We start from the raw sequence: 15,677 nt of genomic DNA on the forward strand, positions 1-15,677 counted from the left end.
GGGTCTTTCAGGCCGGGGCGGTTTCGCGGTGCGAGGGCAGCAGATCCTGCCAGAGCGCGCCGTCTTTCATCTGCACGTCGCAGGCGCTCACACCGCGCAGGTCCAACCCCACGGCGGGCGGCGTGCCGTTCTCGGCCGCCACCTTCACCGCGTTGAGCAAGGCGCGGCGCACGCGCACGACACCCTGGTCGGCCGGCACCAGGTGTTCCTTGGAGCGGTCGTACAACGGGCCTTGCGACAGCGCGATGGTGGCGTCCTCCACTTCCACGCCGACCAGGCCGGTCCAGCTGTCGTCTTTCATGCGCTCGCGGTCCTGGCCGAAGTTGTCGGCCCAGGTCGAGGTGTAGGCGCAAGACTTGCGGTCGTAGTAGCGCTTGTCGTCCAGGCCCAGCAGTTCGATGATTTTGTCTTCGGTCACCGGCGCGTTGCCATGCACCACGATGTAGGTGCTGGTGTGGGTGTCGTCTTCCGGCACTTCGAACACGGTAAAGAGGAACGCCGGGGCCGGGATGATGCGGCCATACGGAATGATGAAAGGCACCACGCGCGCGTTCTTCACGCCAGGCTCGCTGGTCTTGCGCAAGGCCACGTACTGGAACCCGAAGGCGGTCTCCTCGATCTTGAGCGCGGGCTCCAGATCGTTGGAGACGAGAGCGGCCGGATTCACGACATCGGGGTTGGGCACGAAGCTGTCGTCGATCCAGCCCGGGCGCGCCATGTTGGTGTGCAGCACGCCCACGTGCGAGCTGTCCTCGCCACCTTCGACCAGCTGCAGGTAGTTGCAGTGCACGTTGACACGCAGCGCCACGCGGTGCTCGGGCTGCGCTTCCATGAAGGCGTAGCGCGAGAACTCGGGCTGCTGCTCCTTCGGCCCCACGTAGGCCCAGACCAGGCCACCGGCTTCGCGCACCGGGTAGGCCGGTGCCTTCATGCGTTCGCGGTATTTCGGATCGGCATGGTTGGGCGTTTCCATCACGCCGCCCTTCACGTCGAATTTCCAGCCGTGGTAGAGGCAGCGCAGGCCGCCTTCCTCGACACGGCCGAGTGCCAGCGACGCGCCGCGGTGCATGCAGAGTTCGTCGAGCATGCCGACCGCGCCCGCGCTGTCGCGGAACACCACATAGTCTTCGCCGAGCAGGCGCACACGCAGCGGCGGTGCATCGGGCTCGGGCAGTTGCGCCGAGGTGCACACCGGGTGCCAGTAGCGGCGCATCAGCACGCCCATGGGCGTGCCCGGGCCGACGCGGCAGATGGTTTCATTGTCTTTGTGGTTCAACATGGATCACTCCTGATTCGGTTCGAGAGGCCGCGCGCGGCTCAGTGGGGCCGGCCGGCCGGGGATGCGGCGTTGGCCGCCTTCAAGATGCGGTGTTGCGGCACGAGGCCGCGCCAGTCTTCGCTCTGGCCGATCTCGGCCGAGGTGCCCACCACCTGGCTGATGTCGGCGCGCAGCGAAGGCGGCTCCTGTCCGTCGCGCGCAGCCCGGGCGCAGGCCAGCAGCACGCGGTAGAGGCGGCTGATCGCGATGTCGGCGGTGGACAGCATTTCCTGCGAACGGTCCCGGATGCCACCGCCCGACACGCTGCAGGCGGCGTCCTCCTGCGTGAAGCTGGCCAGACCGGTGAAGTGGCCCGCGCGCTGCAGCGCACGGTCCTGGTGGTAGCCGTTCTTCCAGCCCATGGCGGTGGGGCCGTCGCAGGTGGCGGCGGTCATGCCGTGGCGCGTGAGCGTCTCGTCGTCCAGGCCCACGAAAGACAGTTGCTGCGAACGCAGCGGCTCCTGGCCGATCGGCTTCTCGGCGTTCCACCACACGTGGAAGAAGTTGCAACGCTCGTCGTTCACGGGCACCACGGCGAACCACAGGTCGCCGTTGGGGTTGGCGACGAAGCAGGGCGCAACGAAGGAGGCCACGCGCGCCATGCGCCGGCCCTCGCCCGCGCCGCGCATGGCGACGTAGTGGAAGCCGAAGTCGGTCTCATCGGCCTCGATCTGCGGCGAGGCGTCGAACTGCATGTGCGTGGTCTTCTTGGCGAAGTCCAGGTCGACGCCTGCGGTCTTGGCCAGCCCAGAGGCGTGCAGCACGGTGAGGTGCGAGGAGTCGACCAGGCCTTCGACCACCTGCACGAAGTTGCAGTTGACCACCGCGTAGGCGTTGATGCGGTGGTCCTGGTCCACATCCATGAAGGGCAGGTGCGGAAAGTCTGGCGCCTGGTCGCGCGGACCGAGGTAGGTCCACAGGAAGCCGCCGGCCTCGCGCACCGGGTAAGTGCGGCCCTTGATGCGCTCCTTGAATTTGGGATCGGCCACGTTGGGCGTTTCCAGCACCTGGCCGTCGACGGCGAACTTCCAGCCGTGGTAGATGCAGCGCAGGCCATCGCCCTCGGCGCGCGCGAGCTGCATGGAGGCGCCACGGTGCAGGCAGAACTCGGCGAAGAGACCGGGGCGTCCGTCCTGGTCGCGCCAGACCACGAAGCGCTCGCCCAGCAGCTCGATCGTCTTCGGATCGCCGCCCGCTTCGGGCACCTCGTTCAATTGCAGGGCTGGCAGCCAGAAGCGGCGCATGGCCTCGCCCTGCGGCGTGCCCGCACCGGTGCGGCACATCAGATCGTTGTCTTGTTGGCTCAGCATGGGGTTTCCTTTCGTGGGTCGGGGGTTGTTCTCAAAGGTCGAGCACGAGGCGCGGTGTGCAGGAGCGCGAGCAGCAAGGCATGAAGAATTCGCGCTTCTCGTCGTCGGTGAGGTAGAGGTCGCGGTGGTCGGGCTCGCCTTCGAGCACGCGCGTCTGGCAGGTGCCGCACACGCCCGCTTCGCAAGAAAGCGAGAGCGGCACGCCCGCGTCCAGCAGGGCCTGCGCGGCCGACTGGTCGGCCTTCACGGGGATGCAGCGGCCGCTGTGTTTCAGCTCGATCTCGAACGGGCCATCGGCCGAGTGGTCGATCGGGGCGGCGGCGAAGTACTCGCGGTGCAGTTGGGCCTCGTCCCAGCCGAGTTCGCGCGCGCTGGCGAGCACGTGGTCCATGAAGCCGGTGGGGCCGCACACGTACAGGTGGCGGTCGCTCGCGGGCGCACCGATGGCGGCGCGGGCGTCCAACCGCTGCTCGGGCGCGCCGTCGTCGGCGTGCACCTGCACACGGTCGGCGAACACGGCGCCGCGCAAGCGGTCCAGGAAGGCCATGCGCGCTGGCGTGCGGCCGCAGTAGTGCAACTCGAACGAGCGGCCTTCGCGCGTCAGCTGCTCGGCCATGCACAGGATGGGCGTGATGCCGATGCCACCCGCGAACAGCACGGCGTGCGCCGGCCCGCTGTGCAGAGCGAAGTGGTTGCGCGGCCGCGAGACCGACAGCACGTCGCCTTCCTTCACGGTGTCGATCAGCTTCGCCGAGCCCCCGCGCGACTGTGGGTCGCGCAGCACGCCAATGCGGTAGCGCGGCGCGGCATCGGGCCGTGCGTCGGGCAACTGGAACAAGGAGTATTGGCGCACCGGGCCGCCGGGGACGTGCACGTCGATGTGCGCGCCCGCTTCGAAGCCCGGCAGCTCCACGCCATCCAGCGGCGCGAATTCGTAGGCAGCGATGTCCTCGGCCACCAGTTGCCGGGCCGCGACACGCACCTGCAAGAGCGTTTCCATCAGCATCTCATCTTCTCTAATCGTCTTCCATGGAAGATCATAGGGTAAAAAAAAGTCCGGCGGTCACGCCAGGGCGGACACCGCACGCTTGGAAATCGACACCGGCGCACCGCCCAGGCGGCGCTGCTGCAGCCAGCGCGCCAGGCCCAGGTCCATCACCTGGGCGTGCCGGGGAAACCAGTCGGCCAGGGCGAGCGCGAACGCGCGCACCACGTCGTGGCGTCCCTCGGCCAGCACGGCGCGCACCTCGTCGAGCGACTTGAGCACCGCCGCGTGCTCGTCGACGTGGCAACCGGCGGAACCGTAGGCGCTCTCGCGCATGGCCTGGTCTTCTTCCTGGAAGTGGCGGCGCGCATGGTCTTCGAAGGCATTCAGCGCCGCGTGTTGTTGAGCATCGCTGGCGCGCAGCAGCGCGTCCAGGCAATCGACGAATTCGTGGTGTGTGTCGTCCATGCTGGCGTGGTGGACGCTGAAAGCCTCGTCCCAGGCGAAGCCGTGTGCCAGGCTCGCGTTCATGCCGCGCCCTCGCTTTCCGTTTCTTGCCGGCGCGCGATCAGGTCGCGCCAGTCTTCGCTGGCCAGCACGCCGTGCGTGCCCTGCACTTGCGACCAGTCCACGCCCCGCCCGATGCCCAGCGGCGCGCGCCCTTGCTCGACCGCATCGGCGCAGGCCAGCAAGGTGCGGTACAGCCGCGTGACGCCGACGTCGGCGATGGACAACATCTCGTGCTGGCGGTCGCGCAACGCGCCGGCCGAAACCGAAGCGGCCACGTCTTCCTCGATCAAGCCGGGCAGGCCGCTCCAGCTCGTGCCCTGGCGCATGGCGGCGCGGTCCTGGTGGAAGTGGTTGCGCGGGTTGGGCCGGTCGGCGCGGCCCAGCGTCTCGTCGGTCAGGCCGAAGGCGTCGAGCACGGCCGGGGTGAGGCCGATGAATTCGAGGTGTTGGCTGCGCAGCGGTTCGCGGTTGAGCGCTTGCGTCTCGCTCCAGAAGATGTGGATGAAGGCGGTGCGCTCGTCGTCCATCGGCACGACGAAGGTGGCGATATCTCCATTCGGGTTGAGCACGCAGCACGGTGCGACAAAGGCGGCGATGCGCGCCTCGGTGCGCGCGCCTTGTTCGTCCTCGATCTCGCGCAAGGCCGCGTAGTAGAAGCCGAAGTCGGTGTCCTGCACGTCCAGGCGCGGCGCAAGGTTGCGCTGCATGGAGTTGACCTTCTGCGCAAAGCCCAGGTCCACGTCGCCCGACTGCTGCAGGCCGTTCATGTGCAACAGGCCCAGATGCGACGAATCGACCAGGCCCTCGATCACCTGCACGAAGTTGCATTCCTCCACGTGGCGCGTGATCAGGCGCTGCGCGTCGGGCAGATCCATCCACGGCCAGTGCGGGAATTGAGGTTCTTGCGCGCGCGGGCCAAGGTAGGTCCAGAGCAAGCCCCCGGCTTCACGCACGGGAAAGGTGCGGCCCTGGATGCGTTCCTTGAACTTCGGGTCGGCCACGTTGGGTGTGTCGAGCACCGTGCCATCGACAGCGAATTTCCAGCCGTGGTAGATGCAGCGCAGGCCATCGCCCTCGGCGCGCGCGAGGCGCATGGAGGCGCCCCGGTGCAGGCAGTGCTGGTGGTACAAGCCGGCGCGGCCGCTGTCGTCGCGCCAGGCCACGAAACGCTCGCCGAGCAGTTCGACGCCTCGCGGATCGTCGCCCACGGCGAGCTCGGCCGCGGCCATGAAGGGCAGCCAGTAGCGGCGCATGGCAAGGCCCATCGCGTCGTCGGGGCCGACGCGGCACAGGCGCTGGTTGCTGTCGTGGTTCAGCATCTTTTTCCGCCTTCTTCAGTGGTAGACCGAGCCGCCATCCACCGCCAGGATCTGGCCCGAGACGAAGGCGGCGTCGGCGCTGGCGAGAAAGGCCACCGCACCCACGATGTCGGCCGGCCAGCCGTCGCGCGGCACGGAGCGGGTCTGGATCGCGGCCTCGCGGTAGGTGGCGAGGAAATCCTGGTTGGCGAGGTTGCCTTCGCTCAGCGTGTAACCGGGCGAGACCGCGTTGACGGTGATGAAGTCCTTGCCGAGTTCGCGCGCGAGCGCGCGCGTCATCGTCATCAGCGCGCCTTTGCTCGCTACGTAGTCGAGCATGAAGGGCGCGCCCTTGAACGCGGTGCCCGAGGTGATGTTGACGATACGGCCATGCTGCTGCTGGCGCATGTGGGGTGCGACGGCGCGCGTGCACAGGAACGGCCCCATGGCGTTGACGTTCTGCATGCGCTGCCATTCGGTGGCGGTGATCTGCTCGAACGGGCGCAGTTCGATGGTGGCGGCAATCGCCGCGTTGTTGACCAGGATGTCGACGCGGCCAAAGGCCTGCACGGTCTGTTCGACCATGGCGACCACCGAGGCTTCGTTGGCCACGTCGGTCCGCACGGCCAGGGCGCGCGCGCCGCTGGCGCGGATGGTCTCGGCCACCGGCTGGGCATCGTTCACATCGGCCAGCACCACGGCCGCGCCCTCGGACGCGAGGCGTTCTGCGATGGCGCGGCCGATGCCGGTCTGCGCGCCGGTGACGATGGCCACTTGTTGATCGAATCTCATGCCGTGTGCTTTCTCTTCAATGTCCCAGGCCCATCAGGGCGGCCAGTTGGTTTTCGTCGCGCGCGAGGTCGGCCGATGCGCCTTCGAACACGCAACGCCCCCGGTCCATCACGATGCACCGGTCCGACAGGTCCAGCGCGATGTCCACGCGCTGCTCTACCAACAGCAGCGCGATCGAGCCCGACTGCACGATGCGCCGGATGCTGTGCACCAGGTGCTCGACGATGATGGGCGCCAGGCCCTCGAAGGGTTCGTCCATCAACAGCGCGCGCGGGTTGCCCAGCAGCGCGCGCGCCACCGCCAGCATCTGCTGCTCGCCGCCGGAGAGCTGGTTGCCGTGGCTGGCCAGGCGCTCGCCCAGGCGCGGGAACAGCTCGATCACGCGCGGCACGGTCCAATGCCCCGGTCGCGCCGCGATCTGCAGGTGCTCGGCAACGGTGAGGCTGGGAAACACCTCGCGCCCCTGCGGCACGTAGCACAGGCCGCTCTTGGCGCGCTGGTGCACGGGCAGCGTGGTGATGTCGTTGCCGCCGAGCGAGATGCCGCCGCCACGGCGCTGCGCGCGGCCCACGAGCAGTTCGAGCAGCGTGCTCTTGCCCACACCGTTGCGCCCGACGATGGCCACGGTCTCGCCGCTGGCCACGCGCAGGCTCACGTCTTCGTTCACCAAGGTCGGACCCCAGCCGCCGCTGAGTTTGCGGGTTTCAAGCATGGGCCACCGCCTTGTCGAAACGTTGCTTGCCACTGCTGCCGAGGTAGACCGCCTGCACCTCGGGGTGTGACATGACGTCGGCCGGCTTGCCCGACAGGAGCAAGGCGCCGTTCACCAGCACCGACACATCGGTGGCGAAGCGGCGCACCATCTCCATGTCGTGCTCGATCATGAGCACGGCGATCTCTCGCGGCAGCGAATCGATGGCGCCGTGCAGCAGGTCCAGCTCGTTGCTGGGGATGCCCGCAGCCGGCTCGTCCAGCAGCAGCACGCGCGGCGTGAGCGCGAGCGCCAATGCGATTTCCACCAGGCGCTGTCGGCCATAGGCAATCTCGCTCACCTTGTGGTGGCGGTCGGCCTGCAGCTTGAGCTGCTCCACCAGTTGCTCCGTGCGCTCGAGCAGGTCGCGCTGGCGGCCGGCGGCACGCCAGATCGAGAAGCCTCGCCCGGCCGCCTGCGCGACCGCGATGTAGATGTTCTCGAACACGGTGAGTTGCGCGAACAGGCTGGAGATCTGGAAGGTGCGCACCAGGCCCTTGCGCGTGCGAGCGGCCGCCGAGACGGCCGTGACGTCCTCGCCGAACAGATGCAGGCGGCCCTGGTCGGGCCGCAGCACGCCGGTGAGCAGGTTCACCAGTGTGGTCTTGCCCGCGCCGTTGGGGCCGATGAGCGCGGTGCGCGCGCCCACGGGCAGCGAGAGGCTCACGTCCTGCGTCACGTGCAACGCACCGAAGCGTTTGCACAGGCCGCTGGCTTCGAGCGCGAAGGGAGCGAGTGCCAGGCCCATCACGTCCCCCTGCGCACGCGGCGCATCAGCGTTTGCAGCGAGCCCAGCACACCGCCGCGTCCGAACAACACCACCACGATCAGCAACAGGCCGATGATCAGCATCCAGTAGAAGGGGTTCCATTGCGAGGAGAAGTGTTTGAGCAGCATGTAGACCGGTGCGCCGACCAGCGCGCCGTGCAGGCCGCCGATGCCGCCGAGCACCAGCATCACGAGCACGTCGATCGAGGTGTCGACCGCGAGCACCCCCAGGCCGACGAAGGCGTTGGCCTGCGTGAACAGCGCGCCCGCCACGCCGGCCATGGCCGCGCTGATGACGTAGGCCAGCGTGAGGTGCGGCAGCACGCGGTTGCCGATGAGCCGCATGCGCGCCGGGTTCTCGCGCACGCCTTGCAGCATCACCCCAAACGGCGAGGACACGATGCGCTTGAGCAGCACGAACACCCCGCACAGCCAGGCCAGCGCATAGAGGTAGGCGGTGGCGCCGCCCAGCCCCCATTCGAAGACGCCCAGGATGGGCGAGAACTGGATGCCGGGCAGGCCGTCGTCCCCGCCGGTGAGCGGGGTGGCCTTGTGCGCGGCTTCGAAGACCAGCACGCCCAGCGCCAGGGTCACCATCATCAGCGGCAGGCCGGTGAGGCGCAGCAGGAAGGGGCCGATCAGCGCGGCCAGCGCCGCTGCCGCGATGGCCGCGACGATCACCACGCTCACCGGCTCGGTCCAGCCCGCCAGCGAGAGCCAGCCGGCGGTGTACGCACCCAGGCCGAAGAACACCGCATGGCCCAGCGAGAGCACGCCGGAGAAGCCCAGCAGCAAGTCGTAGGACAACACCAGCAACACCATGATGAGCACGGTGGTGCCCAGCGCGAGGTACTGCGGGAAGACGAAATAGCAGGCCAGCGCGGCCAGCAGCCAGAGCAGCTCGCCCAGGCGCCAGCGGTGGCGGCTGAGGATGGAATCGCGGGGAAGCGGGGTCATGTCGGCTCCACCTTCTCAAGCCGTCTGGCGGCGCACGAGCAGGCCGTTGGGGCGCCACACCATCAGGGCGATGAGCAGCAGGTAGATGAAGAAAGCGCCGAATTGCGGGAACAGGTAGCGCCCGGCGGTCTCGACCAGGCCCACGAGAATGGCCACAGCCACCGAGGCGGTGACCTGGCCGTGGCCCGCGAGCGCGACGATGACCAGCATCAGCACCAGGTATTTCATGGGCCACATGGGCTCCATGGGCAGCATCGGCGCGGCGAGGATGCCGCCCAGTGCCGCCAGGCCGCAGCCCAGCGCGAAGGTGGCGGAGAACAGCAGCGGCACATTCATGCCCATGGCCTGCGCCATGCCCCGGTTGTCTACGGCGGCGCGCAAACGCGCGCCGGTGCTGGTGCGCTCGAACACCCACCACAACGCGCCGATGATCAGGATGCAGATGGCCGAGGCCACCACGCGGTAGAGCTCGAACTCGCGGATGCCCAGGTCGACGTTGCCCTTGAGGTAGGCGGGCAACTCCATGCGCACGATGTTGGGACCGAACAGCATGGTCAGGATGGCGATCACCACGAAGTTGAAGCCGATGGTCACGAGCACCTGGTCCAGGTGGCTGCGCTTGTAAAGGCGCACATACAGCAGCCGCTCGGCCAGCACGCCGAACGCCGCCACCGCCAGCACCGCCGCCGGCACGGCCACCGCATACGGCCAGCCCTGCTGCTGCATCAGGCTGATGGCGAGGTAGCCCCCGATGGCGGCGAAGGCGCCGTGGCCGAGGTTGATCACGTGCATGAGGCCCATGGTGATGACCAGGCCGAGCGCGATCAGGCACAGGACCAGGCCGTACGACAGGCCATACAGAAGAATGAAGGCGAGGGTGGACACAGCGGGCGCTCCCGACGGGGAGAGGTGGTGGAAGGCGTCAGTTGCTCAGCGGCGTGGGCTTGACCTGTTCCCAGGTGGTCACCACACGGTTGCTCTTCGTGCCATCGGCGGCCTTGATCACTTCGCGCAGGTAGAAGTTCTGGATCGGCTCGCGCGTCACGGGGTCGATGGTGATCGGACCGCGCGGGCTCTTCCAGCTGTAGTTGGGCATGGACTTCATGGCGGCTTCACCGCTGAAGGGCTTGCCCTTCTGGTCGTTCAGCATCTTGTAGGCCAGGTGCATGGCGTCGAACGCGCCGATGCTGAAGGAATTCGGCTTCACGGTGGGACCGGCGTTCTTCTTCAGCCAGTCGGCGAAGGCCTGGTTCTCGGCGTTCTTCGCGTTGGCGTCGATGTAGATGATGGACTTGAAACCGACGATGGAGTCGTCGAACAGGGGCAAGTCGCTGTCTTCGGCCTCGCCCTGGCCGATGATCAGCACCTTCTGCGTGAGGCCGCGCGCGGCCAGCGCCTTGCTGAAGGCCACCGAAGCCGCGCCCGGTGGAATGAAGATTTGCAGCACGTCCGGGTTGGCGTTGGCGATGCGTTCGGCAAACGGCGCGAAGTCGGCCGTGTTGAGCGGAATGCGCACGTTGCCCACGATCTGCCCGCCTTCGCTCTTGAATTTTTCGATGAAGGACGTCTCCACGATGTGGCCCGGGCCGTAGTCGCCCACGGCCACATAGCCGCGCGACTTGCCCTGCTGGCGCGCGTACACCGCGGCCAATTCGGCCGGCTGGTTGATGGCCTGGCCCATGCGCACGAAGTAGGGCGACATCTTCATGAGCGCGGGCGTGGCCGCGTTCACGATGAAGAGCGGCGTCTTGGCGGCGTTGGCCACCGGCGCGGTCGCAGCCACTTCGGGGCTGAGGTAGAAGCCGGCCAGCATCGAGACCTTGTCCTTCACCACGAGCTCTTCGGCCAGGCGCTTGGACAAGGTGGGGTCGGCACCCGCGCTGTCGCGGTAGATCACTTCCACCTTGCGGCCACCAGCCTGGTTGCCGTGCAACGCCATGTAGGCGTCGATGCCGTGGCGAAACGACTGGCCAGCCACCGCGAACGGGCCGGTGTAGGGGCCGACGACACCGATCTTGACCGTGTCCTGGGCCAGCGCAGCGGGTGCGGTGGCCACCAGGGAGCTGCCGGCGACAAAGGCCGCCAACAGGCGCAGCAGGGATGTTTTCATGGGATGTACCTCGAACGTGGGGTAGGAAGGAAGTCAAAAACCTCTTCCATGGAAGATATCAGCCAGGCCGGCGTCGACGCATAGGGAAAACCACTAAATTCCAGGATGAATGCCATGCGTTCCCGCGCGTGCGGGAAAAGCTAAGATGGTTCCCGTGGTTTCCTGAAAATTCTTCTGAGGAAGGCAGAAAGTCGAACATGAAGGGCAGTGCACGCGCCAACGATTCCGCGACCGCAGAGGACCGCTCGGACCTCCCGAGCCTGAGCGAGCTCATCACCCTGCAATGGCAGCGCGAGCGCCCGGACCTGGATCTGCAGAATTTCCTGCTCGCGATCTATTTCATGCGCCTGGGCACGCTGGTGGACCGCGCCTACGACCGCTATTGCCAGAAGCAGTACGGCATCAACGGCGGTGACATGCGCCTGATGCTCGCCTTGCGCCGCAGCGGCCCGCCGTACGTCAAGCGGCCCACCGATCTGTTTCGCGCGCTGCTGGTGACCTCGGGTGCGATCACCAAGAAGGTGGACCGGCTGGTACAGGCCGGTTTCGTCGAGCGTTCACCCGACCCCAGCCACAGCGGCGGGTTTCTGGTGCACCTGACCAAGAAGGGCGCACACGCGGTGGAAGACGCGATCGAGCATCTGGCCCAACATTCGGTGCTGGCGCCGGCCATGGCGCGGCTCACGCCCGAGGCGCGCAAGCACGGTACCGACTTCGCGCTGCGCATGCTCTCCACGCTGGAGCAGACGGAGATGGACATGCCGGAAGAGGAAGCGCCGGCGGTGGCACCGGCCAAACGCGGTGGGCGTCGGCGTTGATCTGATGCCGGCCTGTGCGGCCATAGGGAACCCTCGCGCGCACGGAAGCTCGCAACACGGGTGCGCAGATTCTCGCCACGGCCTTCGGGCCGCATTGCCATTCCCCTGCTCCTCGCAGCCGCGCTCCTGATCGCCTGGGCTTTGCACAGCGGCCGCTTGGTGCTGCCTCCTGCCTGGAACCCCTGGGCACCACTGGACGTAGCCGCGCCGCCCAACGCACTCACGCGCTACAAACTGCAGCGTCTGGCCGACGATCCTGCTTTGTGCCACGCGGTGCTGAGGGGTACGACGCTGGTGCACACACCGGTGCCCGACCACGACGCAGGCGGCGGTTGCGGTTGGCAATCGGCGGTGCGCGTGACCGACGCGCGCTTCGCCCCTGCTTTCACGCTGACCTGCAGCGCGGCCGTCGCGCTGGCGATGTGGGAGCGCCATGCGTTGCAGCCTGCCGCGCTCTCGCACTTCGCTCAACCTGTCGCCCACGTCGAGCACCTGGGCAGCTACGCGTGCCGCAACGTGCGCGGTGATCGGGGAGAGGGCGCGCAACGCAGCCAGCATGCGCTGGCCAATGCGTTGGACGTTGCGGGTCTTCACTTGCGGGACGGCCGCCGCGTGCGCGTGCTCAGCGACTGGCCAAGAGAGCCGAGTGCCGAAGCCTCCTTCCTGCGCGAGGTGCGCGATGGCGCCTGCCGCTTCTTCAACGGCACGCTCAGCCCCCACTACAACGCTGCGCACCGCGACCACCTGCACCTGGACCGCGGCCCGTACCGCATGTGCCGGTAAACACCCAGCTATGGCGCCTTTCGACGCCTCATCCCGTCTCTCGTGAGAATTGCCACGCGTCCTACAAACCGCTCGACCCGTCCGTCATAGCCTTGTCACCGTTGCGGATGCAGCATAGGAGCCCAGCGCGTGCGACGGTTCGTACTGCGTTCAGGCCCTCCAACTTTTCGGGAGCGCGTTTGTGTTTGTCTACGAAATCTCTGGCCCCCAGCCCGGCTTCAAAGAAGGGTTGCTGTTCAACAGCTGCGTGAAGAATCTGCAGCGCCAGCCCGAGTTGTGGCTGGACGAATGTCCGTATCTGCAACCCCTGGCCGCGCGCCGCATCGAGGGATTGCGGGTCCGGCTGGTGCGCGTGCGCGACAACGCGATGGCGAACACCCAGGCGTTGCCGCTGGCCGCCTGAAGACCTCGCACGGCATGTCGGACAGCGCCTACAAGGCGCGGGCCACGGCCGGCTTATCCTCCCGGAAATGAAAACACGGTTGTCGCCCTGGCGCATGTGCGCCGCCCTCGCCCTGGTTCTGGGTCTTGCCGGCTGCGGTGAGCGCGCCGGAAGCCCACCCACCGCCGCGCCCCCCGCCGAAACCGCACTGCCCACGCCGCCGCCAGCGCCCGCCACCGACCAGTGGGTCGGCAAGTGGAATGGCCCCGAGGGCACTTATCTCGAGATCCTCGGCGGCCAGGGCCACTACGACGTGACGGTGCGCAACCTCGACGGGCCACGCACCTTCGCTGGCGCCGGCCAGAACAACACCATCGTCTTCGAGCGTGACGGCCAGCAGGAAACGCTGCGCGCCACCGACGGCCCTCAGACCGGCATGAAATGGCTGGCCGAGAAGAAGAACTGCCTGACGGTGCGCGCGGGCGAGGGCTATTGCAAGGATTGAGGTGAACCCAGGGGCCTGCGGTCGCGCAAGGCGTCCTCGATGTCCCAGTAGGTCTGCATGCCGGCCAGGCGCGACATGCCACCGCGCATGCGCAGCAGAAAATCGTCGGCCTGGTCGATGCGACCGCTCTCCCGCAGACCGGCCCACAAGTCGGTGAGCGACTGCACGACGGCGGCGATGGCGTTGAACGGGTAGAGCGCGGCAGCAAAGCCAGCCTTCTCGAGCTGCTGCAGCGACAACACGGGTGGCACCACGCCGCCGATCCACATCAGCGGCAGATCCGGGACGTCCTGGCGCACCCGCTGAAGATGCGCAGGATCTTCCACATCGAGCAGCAGCAACGCGTCCGCACCCGCCTGTGCGTAGGCCTTGCAGCGCCGCGCGAGCTGCTCCACGTCGCCGGTGGCGCGGTACACGTCGGTGCGCGCGATGACCATGAAATCCGGATGTTGGCGCGCCTTGACCGCCACTTCGATGCGCGCCGCGGCTTCGCTCAGATCCACCAGTCCGCCCTTGCCGCGGTGGTAGTCCACGCTCTTGGGGTAGGGCTGGTCGTCGATGTGCAGGGCCGCCGCGCCGGTGGACTCGATTTCGCGCACCGTGCGGTGCACCTGCGCCACCGAGCCGAAGCCGGCGCCCGCGTCCACGATGAGCGGACACGGCGTGGTGCGCACGATGCGCGTCGAGCAGTCGGCGGTTTCGGTCAGGGTCAACAAGGGTTGGCCCACGGCCAGGCTGATGCCCAGCGCATTGCCGCCCAGGTACACCGCCGAGAAGCCGGCCTGCTCGGCGATGCGGGCGGACACGCCATCGTGTGCGCCCGGCACGGCCAGGATGCCGGGCTCCTTCAACAAGGCGCGCAGGCGGGAAGCCGACGTGCTCACTGGACGACCCTCCGTGCTGCGCACTGCGGGGCCGAGCGCCTTCGGAGCGGCCGGGCGGCGCTCATACCGGCCGCTGCACGTCGAAGTCGAACCGCGCGGCGAAGGTGGGCGCTGCCGCACCATCCACGCGCTCCAACTGCGCGATCAGGTCTTCGGTAACCGCGCCTTCGACGTAGTCGGTCTTCAGGGTATCGGAATGGGACATGAAGACTTGCGTGGTCAGGCAAAGCTTCTGATCGATGCCGATGCGCGCGTGCACGTGTGCGGCCCGCGTGTTGGTGCGGCCCATGGCGCGGAACAGTTCGCCCACGGGGTCGTGGTCGTGCTCGGCGTAGTCGCTGGGCAGCAAGGTCTCGACGGCGTAGCGGCCCTGTGCATCGGTGAGCACGATGCCGCGCAGGTGGGTGCCCTGGCGGTCGTAGATGCCCAGGTGGTCGGCGGACCACAGGTCGACCTGAGCACCGGCGATGGGTTGGCCGGTGGCGGCGTCGCGCACCACACCGCTGAGCTGCAGGCGCGGCGCATCGGGCGCTACGTCTTTTTCGAGCAGCTTGCCGTCGGCCTTGATCGGGTGGGCCGCGTGGTACGGGCCGGTGAGGTTGGCGCGCGTGCCCGGGCGGCCCGAGGCGTGCACGTCGATGCTGGTCATGGCCAGGGCCACGTCGATCAGGCTGCGGCACATGCCGGATTGCCCCAGGCGGTTGAGGTAGTCACCGGCGATGTGCAGCTCGTCTTCGGTGATGCGGTGCTCGCGCACCACGCCCTTGAGCGCGTGGACGGTGCTCTCGAAGATGGCGCGCAGGCGCGCCTGGTCGATCGCGGGGCTCGCGGTGTTGGCGGTCATGTTCTGGTCTCCTTCGGCATTCGTGGGTGGCGCGGCGCGCATCGCGCGGTTCTGTTGTCGGCCGTTCAGTTCGCGCGCGCCGAGAGCCGCAGCTGGTCGAGCACGAACCCGTGGAATTCCTCGAGCTGCGTGCGCACGATCTCGCGCGTGTTGCGGTCGGTGAGCAGGCCGGCCTCGTCAAAGCGTTGGCTGGCCGGGCCGATGAACACCTCGGGCTTGGCGAACACGCGCGCGTTCAGCGCCACCAGCACCTGCCGCAGATGTGGCTGCATGCGCACACCTCCGAAGGCACCGCCCGAGACCGATTGCAGCAGCACCGGCTTGTGCGCCAGCGGCGGATCGGGCACGCGCGAGAGCCAGTCCAGCATGTTCTTCAAGCCGCCCGGAATGGAGTAGTTGTATTCCGGCGAGGCGATCACGAGCGCGTCGGCCTCGCGGATCGCCTGCGCGAAGTTCATGATGACTTGGGGAAAGCCGCTGATGCGCTCCAGGTCGTGGTCGTAGATGGGCACGTCGGCCGGGCTGATGCCGTCGACGAACTGCATGTCGCCCGTGGCCAACCCCGGCAGCGCGCGCAGCAGCGCGGTGTTGTACGAGTCCTTGCGGACGCTGCCGGAGACCGTGACGACGCGGATGTTTTCTCTTTTCTTCATGGATACCTT

General features: G+C 67.8%; 18 protein-coding genes. 4 read left to right on the plus strand and 14 right to left on the minus strand.

Features of this window, described 5'->3' with window-relative positions:
• Positions 1–7 precede the first annotated feature (7 nt).
• Genes F9K07_RS00635 through F9K07_RS00685 form a run of 11 tightly spaced genes read right to left on the minus strand, consistent with a single transcriptional unit; the run spans position 8 to position 10,799 of the window.
• Positions 8–1,279 carry a Rieske 2Fe-2S domain-containing protein gene (locus F9K07_RS00635; RefSeq protein ID WP_159588372.1) on the minus strand — a complete coding sequence of 424 codons (1,272 nt, stop codon included), beginning with the start codon at positions 1,277–1,279 and terminating at the stop codon, positions 8–10.
• A 38-nt stretch (positions 1,280–1,317) separates the two neighbouring features.
• Positions 1,318–2,628, minus strand: coding sequence for a Rieske 2Fe-2S domain-containing protein (locus F9K07_RS00640; protein WP_159588374.1), 1,311 nt, complete (start codon positions 2,626–2,628; stop codon positions 1,318–1,320).
• A 31-nt stretch (positions 2,629–2,659) separates the two neighbouring features.
• The gene (locus F9K07_RS00645) at positions 2,660–3,634 is read right to left on the minus strand and encodes a PDR/VanB family oxidoreductase (RefSeq protein WP_442907366.1); all 975 of its coding nucleotides are present in this window, start codon (positions 3,632–3,634) and stop codon (positions 2,660–2,662) included.
• A gap of 57 nt (positions 3,635–3,691) precedes the next feature.
• Complete coding sequence (locus tag F9K07_RS00650; protein WP_159588378.1) at positions 3,692–4,144, minus strand: bacteriohemerythrin; 453 nt, start codon at positions 4,142–4,144, stop codon at positions 3,692–3,694.
• Complete coding sequence (locus F9K07_RS00655) at positions 4,141–5,442, minus strand: Rieske 2Fe-2S domain-containing protein (RefSeq protein WP_159588380.1); 1,302 nt, start codon at positions 5,440–5,442, stop codon at positions 4,141–4,143. Before F9K07_RS00655 ends, F9K07_RS00650 begins: the two co-directional genes overlap by 4 nt.
• Before the next feature lie 15 nt (positions 5,443–5,457).
• Positions 5,458–6,213, minus strand: a complete 756-nt coding sequence (locus F9K07_RS00660) for an SDR family NAD(P)-dependent oxidoreductase (protein ID WP_159588382.1) — start codon at positions 6,211–6,213, stop codon at positions 5,458–5,460.
• 16 nt (positions 6,214–6,229) lie between these two features.
• On the minus strand, positions 6,230–6,925 hold the full coding sequence (locus tag F9K07_RS00665) for an ABC transporter ATP-binding protein (protein WP_159588385.1): 696 nt from the start codon (positions 6,923–6,925) through the stop codon (positions 6,230–6,232).
• Positions 6,918–7,712, minus strand: coding sequence for an ABC transporter ATP-binding protein (locus F9K07_RS00670; protein WP_159588388.1), 795 nt, complete (start codon positions 7,710–7,712; stop codon positions 6,918–6,920). Before F9K07_RS00670 ends, F9K07_RS00665 begins: the two co-directional genes overlap by 8 nt.
• The gene (locus tag F9K07_RS00675; RefSeq protein WP_159588390.1) at positions 7,712–8,689 is read right to left on the minus strand and encodes a branched-chain amino acid ABC transporter permease; all 978 of its coding nucleotides are present in this window, start codon (positions 8,687–8,689) and stop codon (positions 7,712–7,714) included. The genes F9K07_RS00670 and F9K07_RS00675 overlap by 1 nt, the downstream gene beginning before the upstream one ends.
• Before the next feature lie 15 nt (positions 8,690–8,704).
• Positions 8,705–9,574, minus strand: a complete 870-nt coding sequence (locus tag F9K07_RS00680) for a branched-chain amino acid ABC transporter permease (protein WP_159588392.1) — start codon at positions 9,572–9,574, stop codon at positions 8,705–8,707.
• A gap of 37 nt (positions 9,575–9,611) precedes the next feature.
• Positions 9,612–10,799, minus strand: a complete 1,188-nt coding sequence (locus tag F9K07_RS00685) for an ABC transporter substrate-binding protein (protein ID WP_159588394.1) — start codon at positions 10,797–10,799, stop codon at positions 9,612–9,614.
• Positions 10,800–10,996: 197 nt separating this feature from the next.
• Between F9K07_RS00685 and F9K07_RS00690 the strand changes: the two genes are divergently transcribed.
• From F9K07_RS00690 to F9K07_RS00705, 4 genes are all read left to right on the plus strand, one after another.
• On the plus strand, positions 10,997–11,617 hold the full coding sequence (locus F9K07_RS00690) for a MarR family transcriptional regulator (RefSeq protein ID WP_159588396.1): 621 nt from the start codon (positions 10,997–10,999) through the stop codon (positions 11,615–11,617).
• A 60-nt stretch (positions 11,618–11,677) separates the two neighbouring features.
• Positions 11,678–12,400, plus strand: a complete 723-nt coding sequence (locus F9K07_RS00695; protein ID WP_236581763.1) for an extensin-like domain-containing protein — start codon at positions 11,678–11,680, stop codon at positions 12,398–12,400.
• 181 nt (positions 12,401–12,581) lie between these two features.
• Positions 12,582–12,803, plus strand: coding sequence for a hypothetical protein (locus F9K07_RS00700; RefSeq protein WP_159588398.1), 222 nt, complete (start codon positions 12,582–12,584; stop codon positions 12,801–12,803).
• Positions 12,804–12,870: 67 nt separating this feature from the next.
• Complete coding sequence (locus F9K07_RS00705; protein WP_159588400.1) at positions 12,871–13,287, plus strand: hypothetical protein; 417 nt, start codon at positions 12,871–12,873, stop codon at positions 13,285–13,287.
• Here F9K07_RS00705 and F9K07_RS00710 read toward each other — a convergent pair.
• The 3 genes from F9K07_RS00710 to F9K07_RS00720 form a co-directional block, all read right to left on the minus strand.
• Positions 13,272–14,171, minus strand: a complete 900-nt coding sequence (locus tag F9K07_RS00710; protein WP_159588402.1) for an isocitrate lyase/PEP mutase family protein — start codon at positions 14,169–14,171, stop codon at positions 13,272–13,274. The two genes, F9K07_RS00705 and F9K07_RS00710, sit on opposite strands and share 16 nt — an antisense overlap.
• Positions 14,172–14,232: 61 nt before the next feature.
• Entirely contained in the window at positions 14,233–15,015 is a 783-nt protein-coding gene (locus tag F9K07_RS00715; RefSeq protein WP_159588404.1) for a dioxygenase family protein, read from the minus strand.
• A 65-nt stretch (positions 15,016–15,080) separates the two neighbouring features.
• The gene (locus F9K07_RS00720) at positions 15,081–15,668 is read right to left on the minus strand and encodes an NADPH-dependent FMN reductase (RefSeq protein ID WP_159588406.1); all 588 of its coding nucleotides are present in this window, start codon (positions 15,666–15,668) and stop codon (positions 15,081–15,083) included.
• Between the last annotated feature and the right edge of the window lie 9 nt (positions 15,669–15,677).

The sequence above is a fragment of the Hydrogenophaga sp. BPS33 genome, assembly GCF_009859475.1.
In the GTDB taxonomy this organism is placed as follows: domain Bacteria; phylum Pseudomonadota; class Gammaproteobacteria; order Burkholderiales; family Burkholderiaceae_C; genus Hydrogenophaga.